The sequence below is a fragment of the Bacillus altitudinis 41KF2b genome (genome assembly GCF_000691145.1).
GTDB lineage: Bacteria > Bacillota > Bacilli > Bacillales > Bacillaceae > Bacillus > Bacillus altitudinis.
The window spans coordinates 429,254-447,437 of sequence record NZ_ASJC01000002.1 but is presented as its reverse complement, the minus strand read 5'-3'; the positions used below and the strand labels follow the sequence as shown (position 1 = coordinate 447,437).

The 18,184-nt window shown below is 39.8% G+C and carries 18 protein-coding genes and 1 pseudogene; 17 read left to right on the top strand and 2 right to left on the bottom strand.

Features of this window, described 5'->3' with window-relative positions; all coding sequences use genetic code 11:
* The first annotated feature begins 67 nt into the window (after positions 1-67).
* The 7 genes from tuaD (at position 68) to BA79_RS06180 (ending at position 7,792) form a co-directional block, all read left to right on the top strand.
* Positions 68-1,405 (top strand): UDP-glucose 6-dehydrogenase TuaD, encoded by a 1,338-nt coding sequence (tuaD, locus tag BA79_RS06210; RefSeq protein WP_008348289.1) that lies wholly within the window; start codon positions 68-70, stop codon positions 1,403-1,405.
* A gap of 14 nt (positions 1,406-1,419) precedes the next feature.
* Positions 1,420-2,349: an NAD-dependent epimerase/dehydratase family protein gene (locus BA79_RS06205; RefSeq protein WP_035701592.1), complete on the top strand. Its 930-nt coding sequence runs from the start codon at positions 1,420-1,422 to the stop codon at positions 2,347-2,349.
* Positions 2,350-2,388: 39 nt separating this feature from the next.
* Positions 2,389-3,855: a teichuronic acid biosynthesis protein TuaE gene (gene tuaE, locus BA79_RS06200; protein WP_035701590.1), complete on the top strand. Its 1,467-nt coding sequence runs from the start codon at positions 2,389-2,391 to the stop codon at positions 3,853-3,855.
* Between the two features lie 61 nt (positions 3,856-3,916).
* The gene (tuaF, locus tag BA79_RS06195; protein WP_035389676.1) at positions 3,917-4,594 is read left to right on the top strand and encodes a teichuronic acid biosynthesis protein TuaF; all 678 of its coding nucleotides are present in this window, start codon (positions 3,917-3,919) and stop codon (positions 4,592-4,594) included.
* Between the two features lie 24 nt (positions 4,595-4,618).
* Positions 4,619-5,374: a teichuronic acid biosynthesis protein TuaG gene (gene tuaG, locus BA79_RS06190; protein ID WP_008348281.1), complete on the top strand. Its 756-nt coding sequence runs from the start codon at positions 4,619-4,621 to the stop codon at positions 5,372-5,374.
* A complete protein-coding gene (gene tuaH / locus BA79_RS06185; RefSeq protein ID WP_051626178.1) occupies positions 5,343-6,590 on the top strand; it encodes a teichuronic acid biosynthesis protein TuaH in 1,248 nt (415 codons plus the stop codon). Before tuaG ends, tuaH begins: the two co-directional genes overlap by 32 nt.
* 134 nt (positions 6,591-6,724) lie before the next feature.
* Positions 6,725-7,792 carry a glycosyltransferase family 4 protein gene (locus BA79_RS06180; RefSeq protein WP_007499956.1) on the top strand — a complete coding sequence of 356 codons (1,068 nt, stop codon included), beginning with the start codon at positions 6,725-6,727 and terminating at the stop codon, positions 7,790-7,792.
* A gap of 37 nt (positions 7,793-7,829) precedes the next feature.
* Here BA79_RS06180 and BA79_RS06175 read toward each other — a convergent pair.
* Both BA79_RS06175 and BA79_RS06170 read right to left on the bottom strand, forming a co-directional pair.
* Positions 7,830-8,927: pseudogene (locus BA79_RS06175) on the bottom strand (LCP family protein).
* Positions 8,912-9,580 (bottom strand): YigZ family protein, encoded by a 669-nt coding sequence (locus BA79_RS06170; protein ID WP_035701587.1) that lies wholly within the window; start codon positions 9,578-9,580, stop codon positions 8,912-8,914. Before BA79_RS06170 ends, BA79_RS06175 begins: the two are co-directional and overlap by 16 nt.
* Before the next feature lie 221 nt (positions 9,581-9,801).
* On the opposite strand from BA79_RS06170, the gene degS reads away from it, so the two are divergent.
* The 10 genes from degS to flgK all read left to right on the top strand — a co-directional run bounded on the left by degS (position 9,802) and on the right by flgK (position 18,181).
* Entirely contained in the window at positions 9,802-10,977 is a 1,176-nt protein-coding gene (degS, locus tag BA79_RS06165) for a two-component sensor histidine kinase DegS (RefSeq protein ID WP_003213166.1), read from the top strand.
* 64 nt (positions 10,978-11,041) lie between these two features.
* Positions 11,042-11,731 carry a two-component system response regulator DegU gene (gene degU, locus BA79_RS06160; protein ID WP_008348273.1) on the top strand — a complete coding sequence of 230 codons (690 nt, stop codon included), beginning with the start codon at positions 11,042-11,044 and terminating at the stop codon, positions 11,729-11,731.
* 211 nt (positions 11,732-11,942) lie between these two features.
* A complete protein-coding gene (locus tag BA79_RS06155) occupies positions 11,943-12,785 on the top strand; it encodes a DegV family protein (RefSeq protein ID WP_024719242.1) in 843 nt (280 codons plus the stop codon).
* 119 nt (positions 12,786-12,904) lie between these two features.
* The gene (locus BA79_RS06150; RefSeq protein ID WP_155923900.1) at positions 12,905-14,284 is read left to right on the top strand and encodes an ATP-dependent helicase ComFA; all 1,380 of its coding nucleotides are present in this window, start codon (positions 12,905-12,907) and stop codon (positions 14,282-14,284) included.
* A 64-nt stretch (positions 14,285-14,348) separates the two neighbouring features.
* A complete protein-coding gene (comFB, locus tag BA79_RS06145) occupies positions 14,349-14,642 on the top strand; it encodes a late competence protein ComFB (protein ID WP_035701582.1) in 294 nt (97 codons plus the stop codon).
* A gap of 101 nt (positions 14,643-14,743) precedes the next feature.
* The gene (locus BA79_RS06140) at positions 14,744-15,325 is read left to right on the top strand and encodes a ComF family protein (protein WP_227820606.1); all 582 of its coding nucleotides are present in this window, start codon (positions 14,744-14,746) and stop codon (positions 15,323-15,325) included.
* Positions 15,326-15,381: 56 nt separating this feature from the next.
* Entirely contained in the window at positions 15,382-15,801 is a 420-nt protein-coding gene (locus BA79_RS06135; RefSeq protein WP_017357864.1) for a TIGR03826 family flagellar region protein, read from the top strand.
* A gap of 79 nt (positions 15,802-15,880) precedes the next feature.
* Complete coding sequence (gene flgM / locus BA79_RS06130) at positions 15,881-16,144, top strand: flagellar biosynthesis anti-sigma factor FlgM (protein ID WP_003213252.1); 264 nt, start codon at positions 15,881-15,883, stop codon at positions 16,142-16,144.
* 18 nt (positions 16,145-16,162) lie between these two features.
* The gene (locus BA79_RS06125) at positions 16,163-16,645 is read left to right on the top strand and encodes a flagellar protein FlgN (protein ID WP_007499977.1); all 483 of its coding nucleotides are present in this window, start codon (positions 16,163-16,165) and stop codon (positions 16,643-16,645) included.
* Positions 16,646-16,660: 15 nt separating this feature from the next.
* Positions 16,661-18,181 carry a flagellar hook-associated protein FlgK gene (flgK, locus tag BA79_RS06120; protein ID WP_017368142.1) on the top strand — a complete coding sequence of 507 codons (1,521 nt, stop codon included), beginning with the start codon at positions 16,661-16,663 and terminating at the stop codon, positions 18,179-18,181.
* Positions 18,182-18,184: the final 3 nt, after the last annotated feature.

Genomic DNA, 18,184 nt, shown 5'->3' with positions numbered 1-18,184 from the left:
AAATGTGCAAAGACTGATAGATAAACAGTTTGGAACGACCAATATGCTTTTACTGAGAGGATGAAACATGTTGAAGAAAATTGCTGTGATTGGAACAGGATATGTCGGATTAGTATCGGGTACTTGTTTTGCTGATATCGGAAATCGCGTCATTTGTTGTGACATCGACGAATCAAAAATCAACAGCTTAAAAAGCGGTCTCGTTCCAATTTATGAACCGGGCTTAAAGGAATTGATTGAGAAGAATACAGAAGAGGGAAGATTGTGTTTTACAACCAATATTCCCGCTGCAATTCGAGAATCAGAGATTATTTATATTGCGGTAGGAACACCAATGACACCTCAAGGGGAAGCGGATTTAACTTTCGTGAAAGCCGTGGCTCAAACGGTTGGAGAACACCTGAATGGCTACAAAATCATCGTGAATAAGAGCACAGTGCCAGTTGGAACAGGACGTCTTGTTCAAGCCATTGTTCAAAAGGCTTCACGCAGTAAATATCCATTTGACGTCGTCTCCAATCCAGAGTTTCTGCGGGAAGGTTCAGCTATTCAAGATACGATGAATATGGAGAGAGCGGTGATTGGCTCTACAAGCTCACATGCATCCACGATCATTAAAAAATTGCATGATCCGTTTCAAACAGAGGTGGTTGAGACCAATCTAGAAAGTGCAGAAATGATTAAGTATGCGGCAAATGCCATGCTCGCCACAAAAATCTCATTCATCAATGACATTGCGAACATTTGCGAGAGAGTTGGTGCTGATGTGGAAAAAGTCAGCGAAGGCGTTGGGTTAGACAGCCGTATCGGGCATAAATTTTTAAAAGCAGGCATTGGATTTGGCGGTTCTTGTTTCCCAAAAGATACGATGGCTCTTCTCAAAATTGCCGAAACAGCCGGCTACCGGTTCAAGCTGATCGAATCTGTCATTGAAACAAACAACCACCAAAGAGCCCATCTTGTCAGCAAACTGATGAGTGTCTTCGGTGATATTAAAGGAAAAACGATTTCCGTTTTAGGGCTCGCATTTAAACCAAATACAAACGATATGCGTTCAGCGCCAGCACTAGATATTATCCCAATGCTGAGAGAGCTCGGAGCTTTTGTCAAAGCCTATGATCCAATTGCTTATGTAGAAGCAGAAAGAGAGCTTGGCCCGCAGGCGGTCTTCAGCAATGATCTCTATGAAACAGTGAAAGATACAGATGCTTGTCTCATCTTAACGGAATGGGATGACGTACAGAAGATGGATAAGGATCAGATCAAGCAGCTACTTCGTTCTCCCATTTTAATTGATGGAAGGAATTTGTTTGATCCAGCAGAAATGAAAGAGAGAGGATTTATTTACCAGTCCATCGGCCGCCCAGGCGTATGGGAAACAGAATTGGTATCGAAGGCACAATAATAGGGGGAACTTGGATGAAGAAAGTATTGGTCACTGGGGGAAGTGGATTTATAGGATCTCATACGGTAGAGGCTTTATTAGAGAAAGGTTATGAGCCCATCGTTCTTGATAACTTTTCAACTGGATCGAAGGAAAATATCGCTCATCTTTCCGTACAATGCATTGAAGCAGATGTCACAAAATCAGAAACGGTCGATTTGATCAAACACATTTCACCAGATTATATCATTCATCTTGCAGCGCAAGTGAGTGTAGCCGTTTCGGTTCAACATTTCGTCTACGACGAAGAGGTCAATATTAAAGGTTCGCTGCATGTGATCAAAGCAGCGGCTGAAGCCGGGGTGGAGAAAGTGGTGTTTGCCTCATCGGCAGCAGTCTATGGAGACCCAGTCTATCTGCCGGTCGACACAGCTCATCCACTGCAGCCTGGTTCACCTTATGGCTTGTCGAAACTGACAGTTGAACGATACTTAGAGATGGCAAAATCACTCTATGATGTGGACTATTGTATTATGCGGTACAGCAATGTATATGGTCCGCGCCAAGACGCACTTGGTGAAGGCGGTGTTGTCTCAATTTTTTCTGATAAGTTTGCAAAACATGAGGCACCTTTCATCTTCGGAAACGGGGAACAAACAAGAGATTTTATCTATGTAGGCGATCTAGCCGCAGCGAATGTTGCAGCTTTAACAGCTCAATCAAACGTTTGTTTAAATATCTCATGTGGTCATTCCATCACGGTGAATGAGCTGTTTCAAACGATGAAGCGAGTCACGAGATCAGATCTTGAACCGATTTATAAGCCGCAGCGTGCAGGAGATATTGTGCATAGTACATTGGCAAATGAGGAAACGAAACAAGTCTTAGCATGGGAGCCTGTTGTGACTTTACAAGAAGGTTTGGCTCGTACCATTTCCTACTATGAACAGGAAGTAAAGGCTTAATCCCTCAAATCGGATGGGTTGCTTAGGAGGAAAATAGGTATGAGTGTGAAACAAACAGCATGGCAAATCATGATCGGATGTATGTTATTAGCAGCGGGTATAGGGCTTGTACAAATGGCATCCGCACATCCTATCGGGTTAAAGAAGATGGTGGTCATTCCGGTTTTACTTGTGGTGCTCATGGCGGCTGCTATATGTATGAAGCTCTACATGAATGGTGAACACATATTCATGTCAGCCATTTACCTTTTAATTGCATTAACATTTCTCAATAATGCTTTTTTCTCTATTAGTGTTGGGTTCTTTAGTCTCTTTCTCTACCGCATCATGCTCTTGGCTGTCTTTGCTTTATTCATATGGCGGATGAGAGACAAAGGAACGTACATATCCCAGTGGCAGCAAATTCGTGTTAAAGGCATTCTTGGTTTTTTCGCTGCATGGTTTCTTTACGGGCTCATCTCACTGCTTTGGGCTCATTCGGTCACAGACGGCCTGAAATATATGTCTCTTCTTGCGATGGGAATGGGTTTTGTCTTTCTTGTGGTCATGTACATTCAGCGAATGGATCAGATCGTGACTTTTTATAGTATTTGGCTAGTCATGACTGTATTTGTGATGGGAATCGGGTTCTATAATCACTTGACCTTGAATCATTTACCGAATACCTCATTGTATCTTGGACCAGCGTACAAACAGCACTATCCTACGGCTGTCTTCTTTAACCAAAATGACTTTGCGACGTTTTTATCTATTAGCTTTTTCTTATATGTGGCGTGTATGCGCCAAATGAAAAATGGTTATATCAAAGCGTTCGGATTACTAGGAGCCATCTTAGCGCTGTATCTCATTTTGTTAACAGAATCGCGCGCCAGCTTGCTTGGCATATTAGCTGGAGCGGTCATCTATGTATGGCTACTGATGCCTCGCTTTTTAAAAAAGTGGTCCATCATGGCAGCAGGCGGGCTTGGTATCATCTGTATCGCCATTTTTTCAGCCAAAATCTATTCTGTCTTTGATGACTTGTTTCTCGCTTCTCAGGTCGCTCATTCTTTTAGCGAACCACTTCCGTCCAACATTGCCCGGGCGAATTTAATCAAAAATGCCTGGCATTTCTTTACGAATTCATATGGCTTCGGAGTCGGAGCGGGCAATGTGTCTTATTACTTAGCTCACTTTTCTATCTTTGATACAGATCAGGTCGTCGAAGTTCACAATTGGCTGCTAGAGGTGATGACGAATTTTGGGTTTGCCGTCATGCTAGGTTATATCTCAGTGTATGCCTATCTCATGTTCTCACTGTACAAACAATACCAATTGGCTGACACGAGATCAGCCAAGATGATCATTGAAGGTCTATTTGCTGCCATGCTGAGCTTTCTCGTCTCAAGTATCAGTCCGAGTTCGGTCTCGAATTTATATTTCCACTGGGTGTTTCTAGGTCTAGTGATCGCAGCGGTCAATATCATGAAAAATAAACAGCGCTTCAAGCCGTGGGCAAACGTGTGATGCTGAGTTTGTATGGCTACACTAGTGAAAAAGCAAATACGTCAATGTTGGGAGAATGAGCATGTCTGGTTTTATGTTAAGAATAGGGAAGCGAATGAAAAAATATATCGTATGGCTTGTGCTGCTGCCCGTTGTATTGGCTGCTTTTGGTTTCTTTTTTGCCAAGGGGACAGTAGAACAGTCTAGTTACACAGCTGCTGTGACCTTGACGCTTGGGAAATATGACGACGGTGTGTATAACAATATGGAAGAAGTGACATCTCTATTAAAAAGTGATGCATTTCTGAATCAAGCACTCCGTGATGTAAAGGAAGAAGAAAGGCAGGATGTGAAAAATCGTTTGATTCTCACGAACCAGTCCGATACACAATTGCAGTTGTCGTTTACAGATGCTGATCAAGCTCGAGCTTTGGCGGTAGTGAAACAAGTGTCAGATACATTTTTAAAGCAGGACAAAGCCTTATTTACGAAAAGACAGCAAGTCATTGAAAGAAGACTATCCGCTCTTGAAGATGAATCTGTCAGCAATGACTCTAAAGTCGATAAAGAACGATTTTTATATGAATTGGAATCGACAAAGCTCGGGATGAAGCAGGCAAAGATTGTCGATCCTGCCCAAGTACTTGATGAAGGGAACAAAGGGATGTCAGCGAAAAAACGAGCACTGCTTGGACTTGTCATTGGCCTTAGCATCTCGCTTATGTTTGTGGTGTTACCTGAAGTGTTCAAAGAATCTTAATGATGAACTGGAGATGAGTCTTAGGTGAACAATCAACCGTTAGTATCAATTATTACACCGGCGTATAATGCGGAACGTTATTTAACGGATACAGTTCATTCCGTCCTTGCCCAAACCTATTCCAACTGGGAGCTGATCATTGCAGATGATTGCTCAACAGATGGCACAAGGAAGTTGTTAGGGGAATTAAGTCAGACGGACGACAGAATCAACGTCATTTATTTAGAGGAAAACGGGGGAGCCGCTATTGCTAGAAACACAGCCATCAAACAGGCGAAAGGCCGCTTTATCGCTTTTTTAGATAGCGATGATATGTGGAAACAGACAAAGCTCGAAAAGCAGGTCAAGTTTATGTTAGAAAATGATCATGCCTTTACTTTCACGGCATATGACATCATTTCAGAAAATGGAGAGCCGTTACAAAAAACCGTCACAGCGCCGGCTCAGTTGAACTACAATGAAGCTTTAAAAAATACGATTATCGGCTGTTTGACGGTGATGCTCGATCTTCAACAAGTAGGACACGTGGAAATGCCAAACATTCGAACAAGGCAGGACTTAGCCACATGGCTCTCTATTTTAAAAAAAGGATTTACTGCCTATGGAATGAGTGAGCCGCTCAGTGAATATCGCATCGTGGGAAACTCGATTTCTAGTAACAAGTGGAAAGCAGCGAAAAAAACATGGTTTGTCTATAGAGAAATTGAGCAGCTTCATTTTGTGAAAGCATCTTGGTGTTTTATGCACTATGCCACAAATGCTGTCAAAAAGCGTTTATAAACAGAAGGGAAAAAAGGTGATAAAGGTGAAAGCAGACTCGATCATACATGTGATTGTCGCAACGGGAGAATGGGGCCACGATGGCCTAAGGTACAGACGGCATCGACTGGCGGAATTTCTTGCATCTGATCCAGAAACGAAAGAGGTCATCTGGGTATGCCCATCTTCCACTCGTCATTCAACTCCCTTTCAGCCTATAACGGATCGAATGAAGCAAATGACCATTCCTGATGTGCTCAAGAGCAAGTTTTTTCGCTTTGGCCGTTATCAAGATATGTTTTATTTTCATAAATTATCTCCTCTTCTTGAGCATTTGCGTCAAGAAGAAAAGCAGGGCATAGCCGTCTGTTTATGGTATACGTTTCCGGGATTTCCGCTCTTATCTTCTTTATTTGAATGGAAACATATTGTGTATGATTGCAGTGACCTGTGGGGAGAGCCCATCAGCGGAAAAAACAACATTCTTTCTTATATGAGACAGCGAGTCATTGTAAAAGCAGAAAACCGCATTATTAAATATGCACACAGCATTACATGCTCTTCACAATACTTACATGATCAAATCAAAAAAAGGCTCATGGGTGAACCGAAAGATGTCTTTACAGTGGAAAATGGCGTCGAGTATGATGTGTTTGCAAAAAGCAACCTCCCTAGCAGGGAAGACGTGCTAGAGGGAAGAGAGGGAACGGTTCTTGGCTTTATAGGTGGGATCAAGCCGAAGCTCGATTTTGACTTGATCGCTCAAGCTGCTCGCATGCAGCCAGATTGGACATTTTTATTTGTCGGTCCGGATGGAACGAATGGAGATCCATCTTTTCAGCATGCACTCAAACTGCCCAATGTCCTATGGACAGGAGCAGTCGCACCAGAAGAAGTGCCTGCTTATATGAAATTAATTGATGTAGGGATGATGCCATACAAACAGTCTCCTTACAATCAAGCGGTTTTTCCGCTCAAGCTGTATGAATTTTTAGCTGCCGGAATCCCTGTTGTTGGTTTAAATCTTCCATCAACGGAAAGGCTAAAAGAGAATGATGTGTATGAATATGTAGAGGGCGAAGATCCAGCTCTCTTCGTAGAAGCCTGCCAGAAAGTGATCAGTAAAAAAGATGACATGACATGCAGACATCTAAGACAAAGCCGGGCAATGAAAAAAGATTGGCACGCACTGTTCACAAACATGGTGGAATTAACGAATATTAAAGAAAACGCATAATTCATTCAGGATTGTGCGTTTTTATTTGTTTCTTCTTCTTAGGGGGAGCTTGTGATCATCCTATATTCAATTGTATAATGGAAAGAGCGGCCAATATACAAAATACAGATTTCAATTTAGAAGGAGACTGACCTATGGATTACGAACGCGCCTTATTAGCGTTTTTTGTCTCTCTGGCTACAGTTTTAATTGTGACACCAATCGTCAAAAAGTTTGCAATTAAGATTGGTGCAGTGGACCAGCCGAATAAACGAAAAGTTCATGATAGAGTAATGCCTCGAATGGGCGGTTTGGCGATTTTTATTGGGGTAGCGGCTGGAGCACTAGCAGGCGGGCTGTTTCTACATAATAAAATTACAGCTATATCAGTTGGCGCTGTACTCATCGTCATTTTAGGTATATTTGATGATAAATATAATTTAAGTGCAAAATTTAAATTTCTTGTGCAAGTTCTCGTTGCTTGCTTAATCGTGAGCACAGGCTTAAAAATGGACTTTTTCTCAGTTCCTTTCTTAACAGATCGACTGGAGTTAGGATGGATGGCGTATCCCCTGACTGTACTATGGATTGTTGGGATTACAAATGCGATCAATTTAATTGACGGATTAGATGGACTGGCTGCCGGAATTTCGGTTATCGGTTTAACCACGATTGCCGTCATGGCATTTTCTGCGGACAAGATCCTGATTCTTTCGTTATCTCTTGTCGTCATTGGCAGTACCATCGGTTTTCTTTTTTATAACTTCCATCCAGCAAAAATATTTATGGGTGATACAGGTTCGTTATTTTTAGGCTATATGATCTCAGTCCTGTCACTTTTAGGATTGTACAAAAGTGTTACTTTGTTTAGTGTTGTTGTCCCTGTAATTATTTTAGGTGTGCCTATTTTTGATACGACCTTTGCGATCATCAGACGAATATTGAATAAACAGCCTATCTCAGCACCTGACAAATCACACATTCATCATCGACTGATGGCCTTTGGCTTATCACATCGAATGGCAGTGATTGTGATTTACATGATTGGCCTAGTCTTCAGCTTAAGCGCGATTTTGCTGACAAGTGCCACCATTTGGCTGTCATTGATCATTATCTTTTTACTGGTCATGTTTATGCAAGTTATCGCTGAAGTCACTGGTTTGGTGAACGAAGAGTTTAAACCATTTACGAAATTCTACAAACGTATGGTCAAAAGACAATAAAAAACAGCCCGTTTCCAAGGAACGGGCTGTTTTCCTATTATTGTCCTGATGTGCTGGTCGAAGGGGCCTGGGTATCGGCTGACCCTGTTGCATCAGAAGATGAATCGGTTTGTGTATTTGTTTCAGTTGAAGACGATTACTCAGCAGGAAGCTTTAAATGTGTCTTTAACTCATTTTGCACCTCAGCCAAGTTGGTTTGATCTGGCTCAAAGAAGTATGTTCGATTTGGTCCTAAATAAAGGTCTGATCCTTTAATAGATAGTGTTTCAGTATCGTCTCCTTTAAAACCACTGTAAATTTGCTGTAGAGCAAGTCCTTCTTTGATGTGAAAGTTGGTTGTTATATGATCACTTACTTCTTTTGCGATATTATCCACGTTTGCAATGTTATGAGGTTTCGCCATTTGATCAATCATGGCACGTAAGATTTGTTTCTGACGATCGTTACGCCCGAAATCACCACGTGGATCTTGTTTTCTCATTCGTGCGTAAGCAAGTGCTTCTTCCCCGTTTAAATGCATATTCCCTTTTTTAAAGTAAATCTTTTTCGGTTTTTTGACGTCACTTTTTTCATTGAAGTCAAATGGAACGTCTATATCGATTCCCCCAACTTCATCAATGACATCCTTAAAACCGTCAAAGTCCACTGTTGCAAACTTGTCAATTGGGATATCCAAGAATTGTTCGACAGTGTCAATTGTTTCGTCTGTACCGCCTTTAGCAAATGCCGCATTGATCTTTACTTTATTTCCCGTTGTGTCACTAGCAAGCTGTACTCGTGTGTCACGGGGGATACTGACCATTTTCATCGTTTTATCCTGAGGATTAATCGTTGCGACGATGAGTGAATCTGAACGGCCGTGATCACCATTTGTGGCGTAATCCTCTATACCAACAAATAGGACAGAGAAAGGTTTTTTCTTTATATCAATGACAGCATCACGGAGTTTCGATTTCTCCCCGCGCTCTAATTCATCATAAGTTTTGTCAGCAGCTTGGAGTGTATTCACAATCTTATAAACTGCAAATCCGCCCATGCAGATGAAGAGAAGCAAAAATAAGACCAGAATCCGTTTGAAAATCTTTTTCTTCTTACTCTTTTTCTTTCGTACACGCACTTTTACTCGTTGTGCCATTCATCTGTCTCCTTTATCGGACCAACGTCCTTTTCTAAATAAATCAATTCGCCTTCTTTAGTAACACTCTTTCCATTAGTCAACTCAGTCATCCATTCAATGAACTGCTCTGTTTGTGTTTCTTCTACATACGTTTCAAAAATCACATCTTCTGCATAATGGATGTCTTTTAGCTGAAAAGATGAGGCTCTAAGCTCATTCTCTACCTTTCCAAGCCATGTATAATCTATTGTTGTGTGCATCGTACGCATTAAACAGCGTTCTACCATACCAACATGATTAATTGCTTCAGACACAGATTTTCCGTACGCACGAATTAATCCACCGGCACCTAGCTTAATACCGCCGAAATAACGAGTGACGACAACAACTGTATCTTTCAGCTTGCGTTTTTTTAGCACTTCAAGCATGGGTACCCCTGCCGTACCGCTTGGTTCACCATCATCATTTGCTTTTTGAATCAGATCCTGTTCACCGATCAAATAGGCGGAACAATTATGAGTGGCGTTCCAATGTTGTTTTTTTATGGATTGTATAAAGGCTTGTGCTTCTTCTTCTGAGACAGCACGTTGTATATGACAAATAAAACGTGATTTTTCAATGACGATCTCATGCTCGCCACGGCTTTTTACTGTGAGATAGCGGTTCAGCAAAAGACATACCCTCCTGACAAGCAAATTGTAAGGCTAGAGAAAATTTGCATTGGTTTTAGAATTTTACAGCGTATTTTGTTATGATGAGAGGAGCGGAAAAAGGGTCGTCATAAAAATTTCATGATTTATACGCATTCTTTCATTATAATTCGACATAAAATGCAGATCAATGACATTTATAATAAAAAAAGATGACATCACTGTTACGGGAGGGAAAAGCCATGACAACACCTAAAATGGATCCGAAGTTATTGGATTCAATCATCATGAAAATGCTAAGTACAGTTGATGGCAGTAAGGACGAAGTATTTAGAATCGGCGAACAGTCCCGTCAACAATATGAAAGCCTAGTAGAAGAGCTTAAGCAAATTAAACAGCAAGTCAACGAAGTAATTGATTTTGGGGATAAACTAGAAGTACATACGAGACATGCTAGAAATCGATTATCTGAGGTCAGCAGAAACTTCAACAAATTCAGCGAAGAAGAAATACGAGAAGCCTATGAAAAAGCACATAACCTGCAAGTAGAATTGACCATGATCCAGCAGCGCGAAAAACAGCTGAGGGAAAGAAGAGATGATCTCGAAAGACGATTGTTAAGCTTACAAGACGTCATTGAACGTTCAGAAACGCTTGTGAGCCAGATTACGGTCGTCCTCAACTACTTGAACCAAGATTTACGTCAGGTCGGTGTTTTACTTGAAGATGCTCAGGCAAAACAAGATTTTGGACTAAGAATTATTGAAGCCCAGGAAGAAGAGCGCAAAAGGGTATCACGAGAAATCCATGATGGACCTGCTCAGATGCTGGCAAACGTGATGATGCGTTCAGAACTAATAGAACGGATTTTTAGAGACCGTGGAACAGAAGAAGGCTTTAAAGAAATTAGAAGTCTAAGACAGAATGTGCGAAATGCACTGTACGAAGTGAGAAGAATCATTTATGATTTAAGACCAATGGCTTTAGATGATTTGGGTCTCATTCCGACACTGCGAAAATACTTAAACACAATTGAAGAATATGATGGAAAAACCAAAATTACGTTCCAGTGCTTAGGTGATACTGAAAGCGAAAGAATTGCTTCTCAATTTGAAGTGGCACTATTTAGACTAGCTCAAGAAGCTGTCACAAATTCTTTAAAGCATTCTGAAGCTGAAGAAATCTCTGTGAAGGTTGAAGTGACGAAAGACTTTGTCACCTTAATTATCAAAGACGATGGAAAAGGCTTTGATATGAAGGATGTTAAAACAAATAAAAACAAATCCTTTGGGTTACTTGGTATGAAAGAGCGCGTAGACTTACTAGAAGGTAAAATGACCATAGACTCAAAAATAGGTCTAGGGACATTCATCATGATTAGAGTACCGTTAACATTACAAAATAAAATTGTAAAATAGAGACAAAAGACATATTGACCATAAAGTTCAGGTGTAGAACAATAAACATGGGGAGGCGTAGCTTGTGACTAAAGTAAATATTGTAATTATCGATGACCACCAATTATTCCGTGAAGGTGTCAAACGGATTTTAGATTTTGAACCTACTTTTGAAGTAGTTGCAGAAGGAGACGACGGTGACGAAGCTGCACGTATCGTAGAACACTATCATCCGGATGTTGTCATTATGGACATTAATATGCCGAATGTAAATGGTGTGGAGGCTACAAAACAGCTAGTAGAGCTTTATCCCGAATCAAAAGTCATTATCCTATCTATTCATGACGATGAAAACTATGTGACACACGCATTAAAAACAGGAGCAAGAGGCTACTTGTTAAAAGAAATGGATGCAGATACCCTCATTGAAGCAGTAAAAGTAGTAGCTGACGGAGGCTCTTATTTACATCCGAAAGTCACTCATAACTTAGTAAATGAATTCCGACGCTTAGCAACAAGCGGCGTTTCAGCACATCCACAGCACGAGGTATATCCTGAAATTCGCAGACCACTTCATATCTTAACAAGACGTGAATGTGAAGTTCTTCAAATGTTAGCTGACGGAAAGAGCAATAGAGGTATTGGTGAGTCGCTCTTTATTAGTGAGAAAACAGTCAAAAACCACGTGAGTAACATTTTGCAAAAAATGAATGTAAATGACCGTACTCAAGCTGTTGTTGTAGCAATTAAAAACGGCTGGGTAGAAATGAGATAATGTTCCGGACAAGTACTCCTTTTTCGCCTGTTTTTAGTTCTCTCACATTCAAGTTAGAGAGCAATGATAGGCAGGTAAGGAGTCTTTTTCGGATATAGCGGGCTTGCCTATTGATTAGGCAAGCTTTTTTGATTAGTATTATAAATCTAGTGAAAAACAATGATCATTCTTTTTTAAAAAGCAACTTAACGGATAAGGAAGGTATTTAAGAATGAAAATAGCCGTTGTAACAGACAGTACTGCTTATATACCACAAGAACTACGTGATAAACATCATATTCATATGATCCCTCTGAATGTCATCTTTGGTACTGAATCATACCGTGAAGAAGTAGAAATGGATTGGAAGACATATTATGAAGAAGTCAAGAAACATAAAGATCTTCCAACAACCTCTCAGCCTGCTTTCGGTGAACTTATAGAATTATATGAAAAACTTAGTGAAACATATGATGCTGTGATTAGTATACATCTGTCAAGCGGAATTAGTGGAACATACAATAGTGCGGCCTCAGCGAATGAACTAGTTGACGGAATCGACATTTATCCGTTTGATACAGAGACTAGCTGTATGGCGCAAGGTTTTTATGTGTTAGAAGCTGCTGAAAAAATCCAAGGTGGTGCTTCTCCAGAAGAAGTGATTTCCCATCTCAATTATCTGAAAGAAAATCAAAGAGCTTATTTTATGGTAGACGATTTAACTCATTTACAACGTGGCGGCAGATTAAATGGTGCTCAGGCTTTTATTGGAAGCCTCTTAAAGGTAAAGCCTATCTTGCATTTTGACAACAAGCTAATTGTCCCTTTTGAGAAGATTCGTACACGCAAAAAAGCCATTTCACGTATTTTTGAATTATTTGATGAAGATGCATCACGTGGTGTTCCAATGAGAGCAACTCTGATACATGGTAATAGAGAAGAAGAAGCAGATGAATTAATTGCGCACTTATTAGAAAAGTATCCTCATGTTGAATTTTATAAAAGCTACTTTGGTGCCGTGATTGGCACTCATCTAGGCGAAGGCTCTTTAGCACTTGGCTGGATCATCAGATAGATATCAAAATCCCCTTTTCTCATGGAAAAGGGGATTTGTTTTTCTGTTTTTACAATTAGACGAAAGGCCTTCTCTTTGTACATAATGGGTCAACATGAATGGAAAGGTAGTGCGTGAAATTGAATCTGGAAAAAGCAATGGAACTCAGTCACAAGCTACAATCAAGGCATCTTCTTCCTATTGAATGTCAATGTACACAGTCCGAATTGGAGTGGCTGGAGAATCAAGGATTCATCCATAGAACACCTGCTGTCAATAGGGTGGCGGGTGGTTTGATCTGCTGCCGGTGCGGTGTATCAAACAAGCGCTACTTTGCCCTCTCTCCGTGTGAAACATGTAAAAAAGACTGTGTATACTGTAGATCCTGCATCATGCTGGGAAAAGTAAGTGAATGTGGCTTTCTCTATGAATGGACGGGTCCACAAAAGAAAGAAACAAGACAAGTTGAATTAACATGGCAGGGAGAACTTTCTAAAGGGCAAAAGAGAGCGTCCGATAGGCTAGTAGAAGCAATCCAAAACAAATTTGATCTGCTCGTTTGGGCTGTTTGTGGTGCGGGGAAAACGGAGGTGCTTTTTCACGGAATAAAATATGCGCTAAATAACGGAATGAGTGTTTGTATTGCGACGCCTAGAACCGATGTTGTACTTGAGCTTGAACCTCGAATGAGAAAGGCATTTCAAGGACTGAATATAGCTGCACTTTATGGCGGGAGTTCTCAAAGATTTCAAATGGCAACGCTTATGATCGCTACAACCCATCAGCTAATGAGATATAAAAACGCTTTTGATGTCCTCATTGTAGACGAAGTCGATGCTTTTCCTTATTCAATGGATGAACGGCTTCAGTTTGCTGTTTTAAAGTCAATGAAAAAAACAGGAGTTAGAATTTACTTAAGTGCCACACCATCTAAAAAAATGCAAAAGGATGTTGCTTGTAGACAATTAGAAGCGATCAAAATTCCTCTGCGCTTCCACCAAAAACCGCTGCCTGTCCCAACATTTCAATGGGTTGGAGATTGGAAAAAGAAATTAAAAAGAAATCGGCTTCCAGCATCTACAATGAACTGGCTGCATGAACATATCACAAAGAAAAAAAGAGTGCTACTCTTTGTTCCTTCTATTTCTACTATGAAGAAGGTAACTCATATTCTTCAAGTTCAATGTGTAAATGTACAGGGAGTTTCTGCCGATGATCAAGAAAGGAAGCAAAAAGTCCAGCATTTCAGAGATCATAGATACGATGTATTGGTTACAACAACTATTCTAGAAAGAGGCGTTACCATTCAAGATGTTCAAGTGGGCGTATTAGGTGCGGAATCTCCTATTTTTACAGAAAGTGCACTTGTCCAAATTTCTGGTAGAGCAGGGAGACATCCAGATTTTTTTAATGGAGACGTGTACTTTTTTCATTTTGGTTTAACGAGAAGTATGAAACAAGCAAAGAAACATATCGTAAAAATGAATAATACAGCTGAAAAAGAGTTTTCTGAAAAATAGTGTGGGTTCAACTAAATCATGGTACATTATATTCACAAAACACAAATGGCAGGAGAGACAAAATATGCTACTCAACGCAAAAGAAATACTACTTAAAGAAATTCTCTATCAATATCTCAACCAATTAAACATGATTTGTCATTGTGAAAAATGTATAGAAGATGTATTAGCCATTTCTCTAAATCAAGTGAAACCGCAATATATAACAGATATCGATAAAATATCCTACAGTAAATCCGAGATGGTGGATAAACAGAAAAATACGGCGATGCTCGTCATTCTGACAGAAGCTGCTTCAACGGTCACAACATATCCAAGGTGCGAAAATCATTTGCCGTTGAACAAAGAAAATCGTTGATTTGTCCAATTTGTGAGAGCCATTTTGTGGCTGCTTTTACATGGAAATCATTCCTACTATTAAATGAAGATTGTTTATGTGTAGCATGTAAGGACCACCTGATGAAGATTCAATGTCCTACTTGTCCCAAATGCGGAAGAGCGCAATTAAATGATCAATTGTGTCAGGATTGTTCAAGGTGGAATAAACGACGGGATTTTGCTGAGATTCTTGTGATGAATCGATCTGTTTATGCTTACAACGACTTTATGAAAGATATTCTAGCTCGATTTAAATTTCGAGGTGATACGGCTTTAGCTGATCTATTTAAAAAAGATGTACAGTCAGCGTTTAAACGTTCTTTTTCAATCAAAGAACCGGTCCTTGTCCCAATTCCTTTGAGTAAAGAGAGATTAAAGGAAAGAGGATTCAATCAGTCAATGATGCTTGCTTCCATGATTGGCGGACCTATATTGGAGCCACTTATAAAAGTACATCAAAGTAAGCAGTCTAAGAAAAGAAAAAATGAACGTTTACATCAACAGAATTTGTTCCAATTAAGGCAGTCAAACCCGATCGTTCTAAAGGATGTCGTATTAATCGATGACATTTATACAACTGGGGCGACAGTCTATCATGCAGCAAAAATTTTAAAAGGAGCAGGCGCCAAAAGTGTTTCCTCTTTTACGTTGATTCGTAGTTAAAAATCATGACAATCAACCGATATTAAGAAAAGAAAATAACGTAAGGGGTTTTGGTTATGAATCAATTGGCAAACTGTCCACAATGTAATCAGTTATTTTTAAAAACCACCATCCAAACGGTTTGTAACAAATGCTTTGAAGAAGAAGAACGTTCTTTTGATATCGTTTATAAATTCTTGCGTAAGCAAAGTAATAGACAATCAACCATTGCTGAAATAGTAGACGCAACAGAAGTTGATGAAGAATTAATCCTGAAATTTATCCGTTTGAAAAGACTTCAAATTAGTCAATTCCCGAATATCAATTATCCTTGTGAAAGATGCGGCCAACCGATCAGGAAAAACAAGCTGTGTAGCCATTGTGAAAAGGATATAAAGACGCAAATCAGCCAAATGGACCAAGAAGAAGAGCGTAAAAGGGAGATTGAATCTAGGAAAAAAGACACCTATTATGCCATTAATCCTAAAAACGACTGATTCCCTAAACTAAGTTGCAGTTTGGTCGATAAAATGGATAGAATCAAGACAGACTGTAACGGAAAGCGAGAGGAATCCCGTGAAAATTAATCGATATGGAACACAACCAGTAAATCCTTACAAGAAAACATATGAGAAACAAACGTTGCAATCGAATCAAGCAAAATCAACTGACAAAGTCGAAATTTCTAAAAAGGCAATTGAAATGCAAAAGGTGCCGAATATCATGAAAGAACGTCAAGATAAAATAGACCAAATTAAAAAAAGCATTGAAGCCGGAACATATCAAGTAGATACAAAAGGCATTGCAGATAAAATGTTGAATTTTTATAAACAACAATAACAAAAGGGAGTAGCGTGAATGTCAGTAAAAATAATGATTGAAGAACTGCACCGTCTCTACGGATTACATGAACAGCTTCTAAAGCTGTCTAAGAATAAAACAGAAATGCTGAAAAATAACGAGATCGATGCTCTTTCAGAGGTTCTGAACCTTGAGCAAAAATATATTCAGGCCATTTCACAATTAGAAGAAAAGCGGATTGAAGCAGCAGTTCAATTTTTACAAAGTGATCAATCGCCGACAATCACCGCATGTATCGAAAAAGCTACAGGAACGGATCAAGAAGAGCTTATTTCGTTATATGAGAAGCTGAATGACATCATGGTGGAACTGAAAGATGTAAACGAACTGAACAAACAGCTTATTCAGCAGTCACTTCAATTTATTTCACTGACATTCGATCTTGTGAATCCTAACAAAGAAAATATGAATTACGGACAAAATGGTCTTGAGAGTTCAAAGCCTAAACAGCATAGGGCTTTGTTTGATTCAAAGGCGTAAACAAGGAGGATATCTATGGGTTCTACATTCATGGGACTAGAAACGGCAAAACGAGGAATCACAGCCCAGCGTGCAGGGCTTTATGTCACATCAAACAACGTATCCAATGCAAATACTGATGGCTACTCAAGACAGAGAGTTACCTTTAAAGCAGAGAATCCTTACCCAGTGATTTCAGTTTATGATGGCAAGACATACGGCCAAATGGGGACAGGTGTCCAAGTTGGAACTGTTGAAAGAATTCGAGACAGCTTTTTAGATCTTCAGTATAGAGATCATAACAATAACCTGTCTTATTATGCGACGAAGTCTGATGCTCTTTCACAAATGGAAGGAGTGATGAATGATTTAACAGATGAAGGCTTGAATAGAGCCTTTGATAATCTCTGGAAATCATTACAAGTCTTATCAGAATCGAAAAATGCTGATACTGCTTCAGCCCGTACAGTTGTTAAGACAAGTGCTCAGGCTTTAGTAGATCAATTCCGCCTGCTAAATTCTTCTTTAACAACGATACAAAAGAATTTAAAAACTGAACTCGATTCAACGGCAAAAAATGTGAACACCCTATTAACTCAAATTGATGAAGTGAATAAACAGATTGCAACAGTTGAGCCAAATGGTTATCTTCCCAATGATCTTTATGATACGCGAGACGCTCTTATAGATCAGCTTTCCTCACTTGTTGATATTAAAGTGAGCTACAACCCTTCTGGAGGAAATGCTCTGGAAATTGCTGAAGGAACCGTTAACATCGACATTATCGGTGCTAATGGACAATCTGCTGGTACAATTTTAAATGGCATTACCAATGAAAAATCTGAATTACAACTTTCCTATGATAATACGACAGGACTTGTTAACTCACTCCAATTTGGAACGACAACCATCGCAGCTGATCAATTACAAGTGAATGGTAAAGTAAAAGCACTTGTTGAGGCGTATGGCTACATGTCTAATGGAGCTGAAAAAGGCATGTACCCAGATATGCTTGCTGAGCTGGATGAAGTAGCAAAAGTATTTATGGATACTTTTAACGATGTCCATAAGCAAGGGTACACGTTAAATGGCACAAGTGGACAAGACTTTTTCGATATTGAGAATAACAATGATTTGAATAAAGGCTTGGCAGCACGTATCAAAGTGAGTGACGTGATTTTAGCATCGACAGATAACATTGCTGCATCTCTTAATCAAACGCAAGGTGATGGTTCGAATGCTACGAAATTAGCTAATATTCAAAACTTAAAGCTGCCAATCGGCGGAACTACCACAACGATTCAGGATTACTATCAGAATGTCATTGCCGAAATGGGGATACAAGCTAAAAAGAACATGACCCTTGAAAGCAGTTCAGCAGCTCTTGTGAATTCAGCCAATGAACGCAGGATGTCAACTAGTTCTGTATCTATTGATGAAGAAATGACGAACATGATCCAATTTCAGCATGCGTATAATGCAGCTGCAAGAATTATGACGTTACAAGACGAAGTATTAGATAAAATAATAAACGGCATGGGTGTCGTAGGAAGGTAGGGT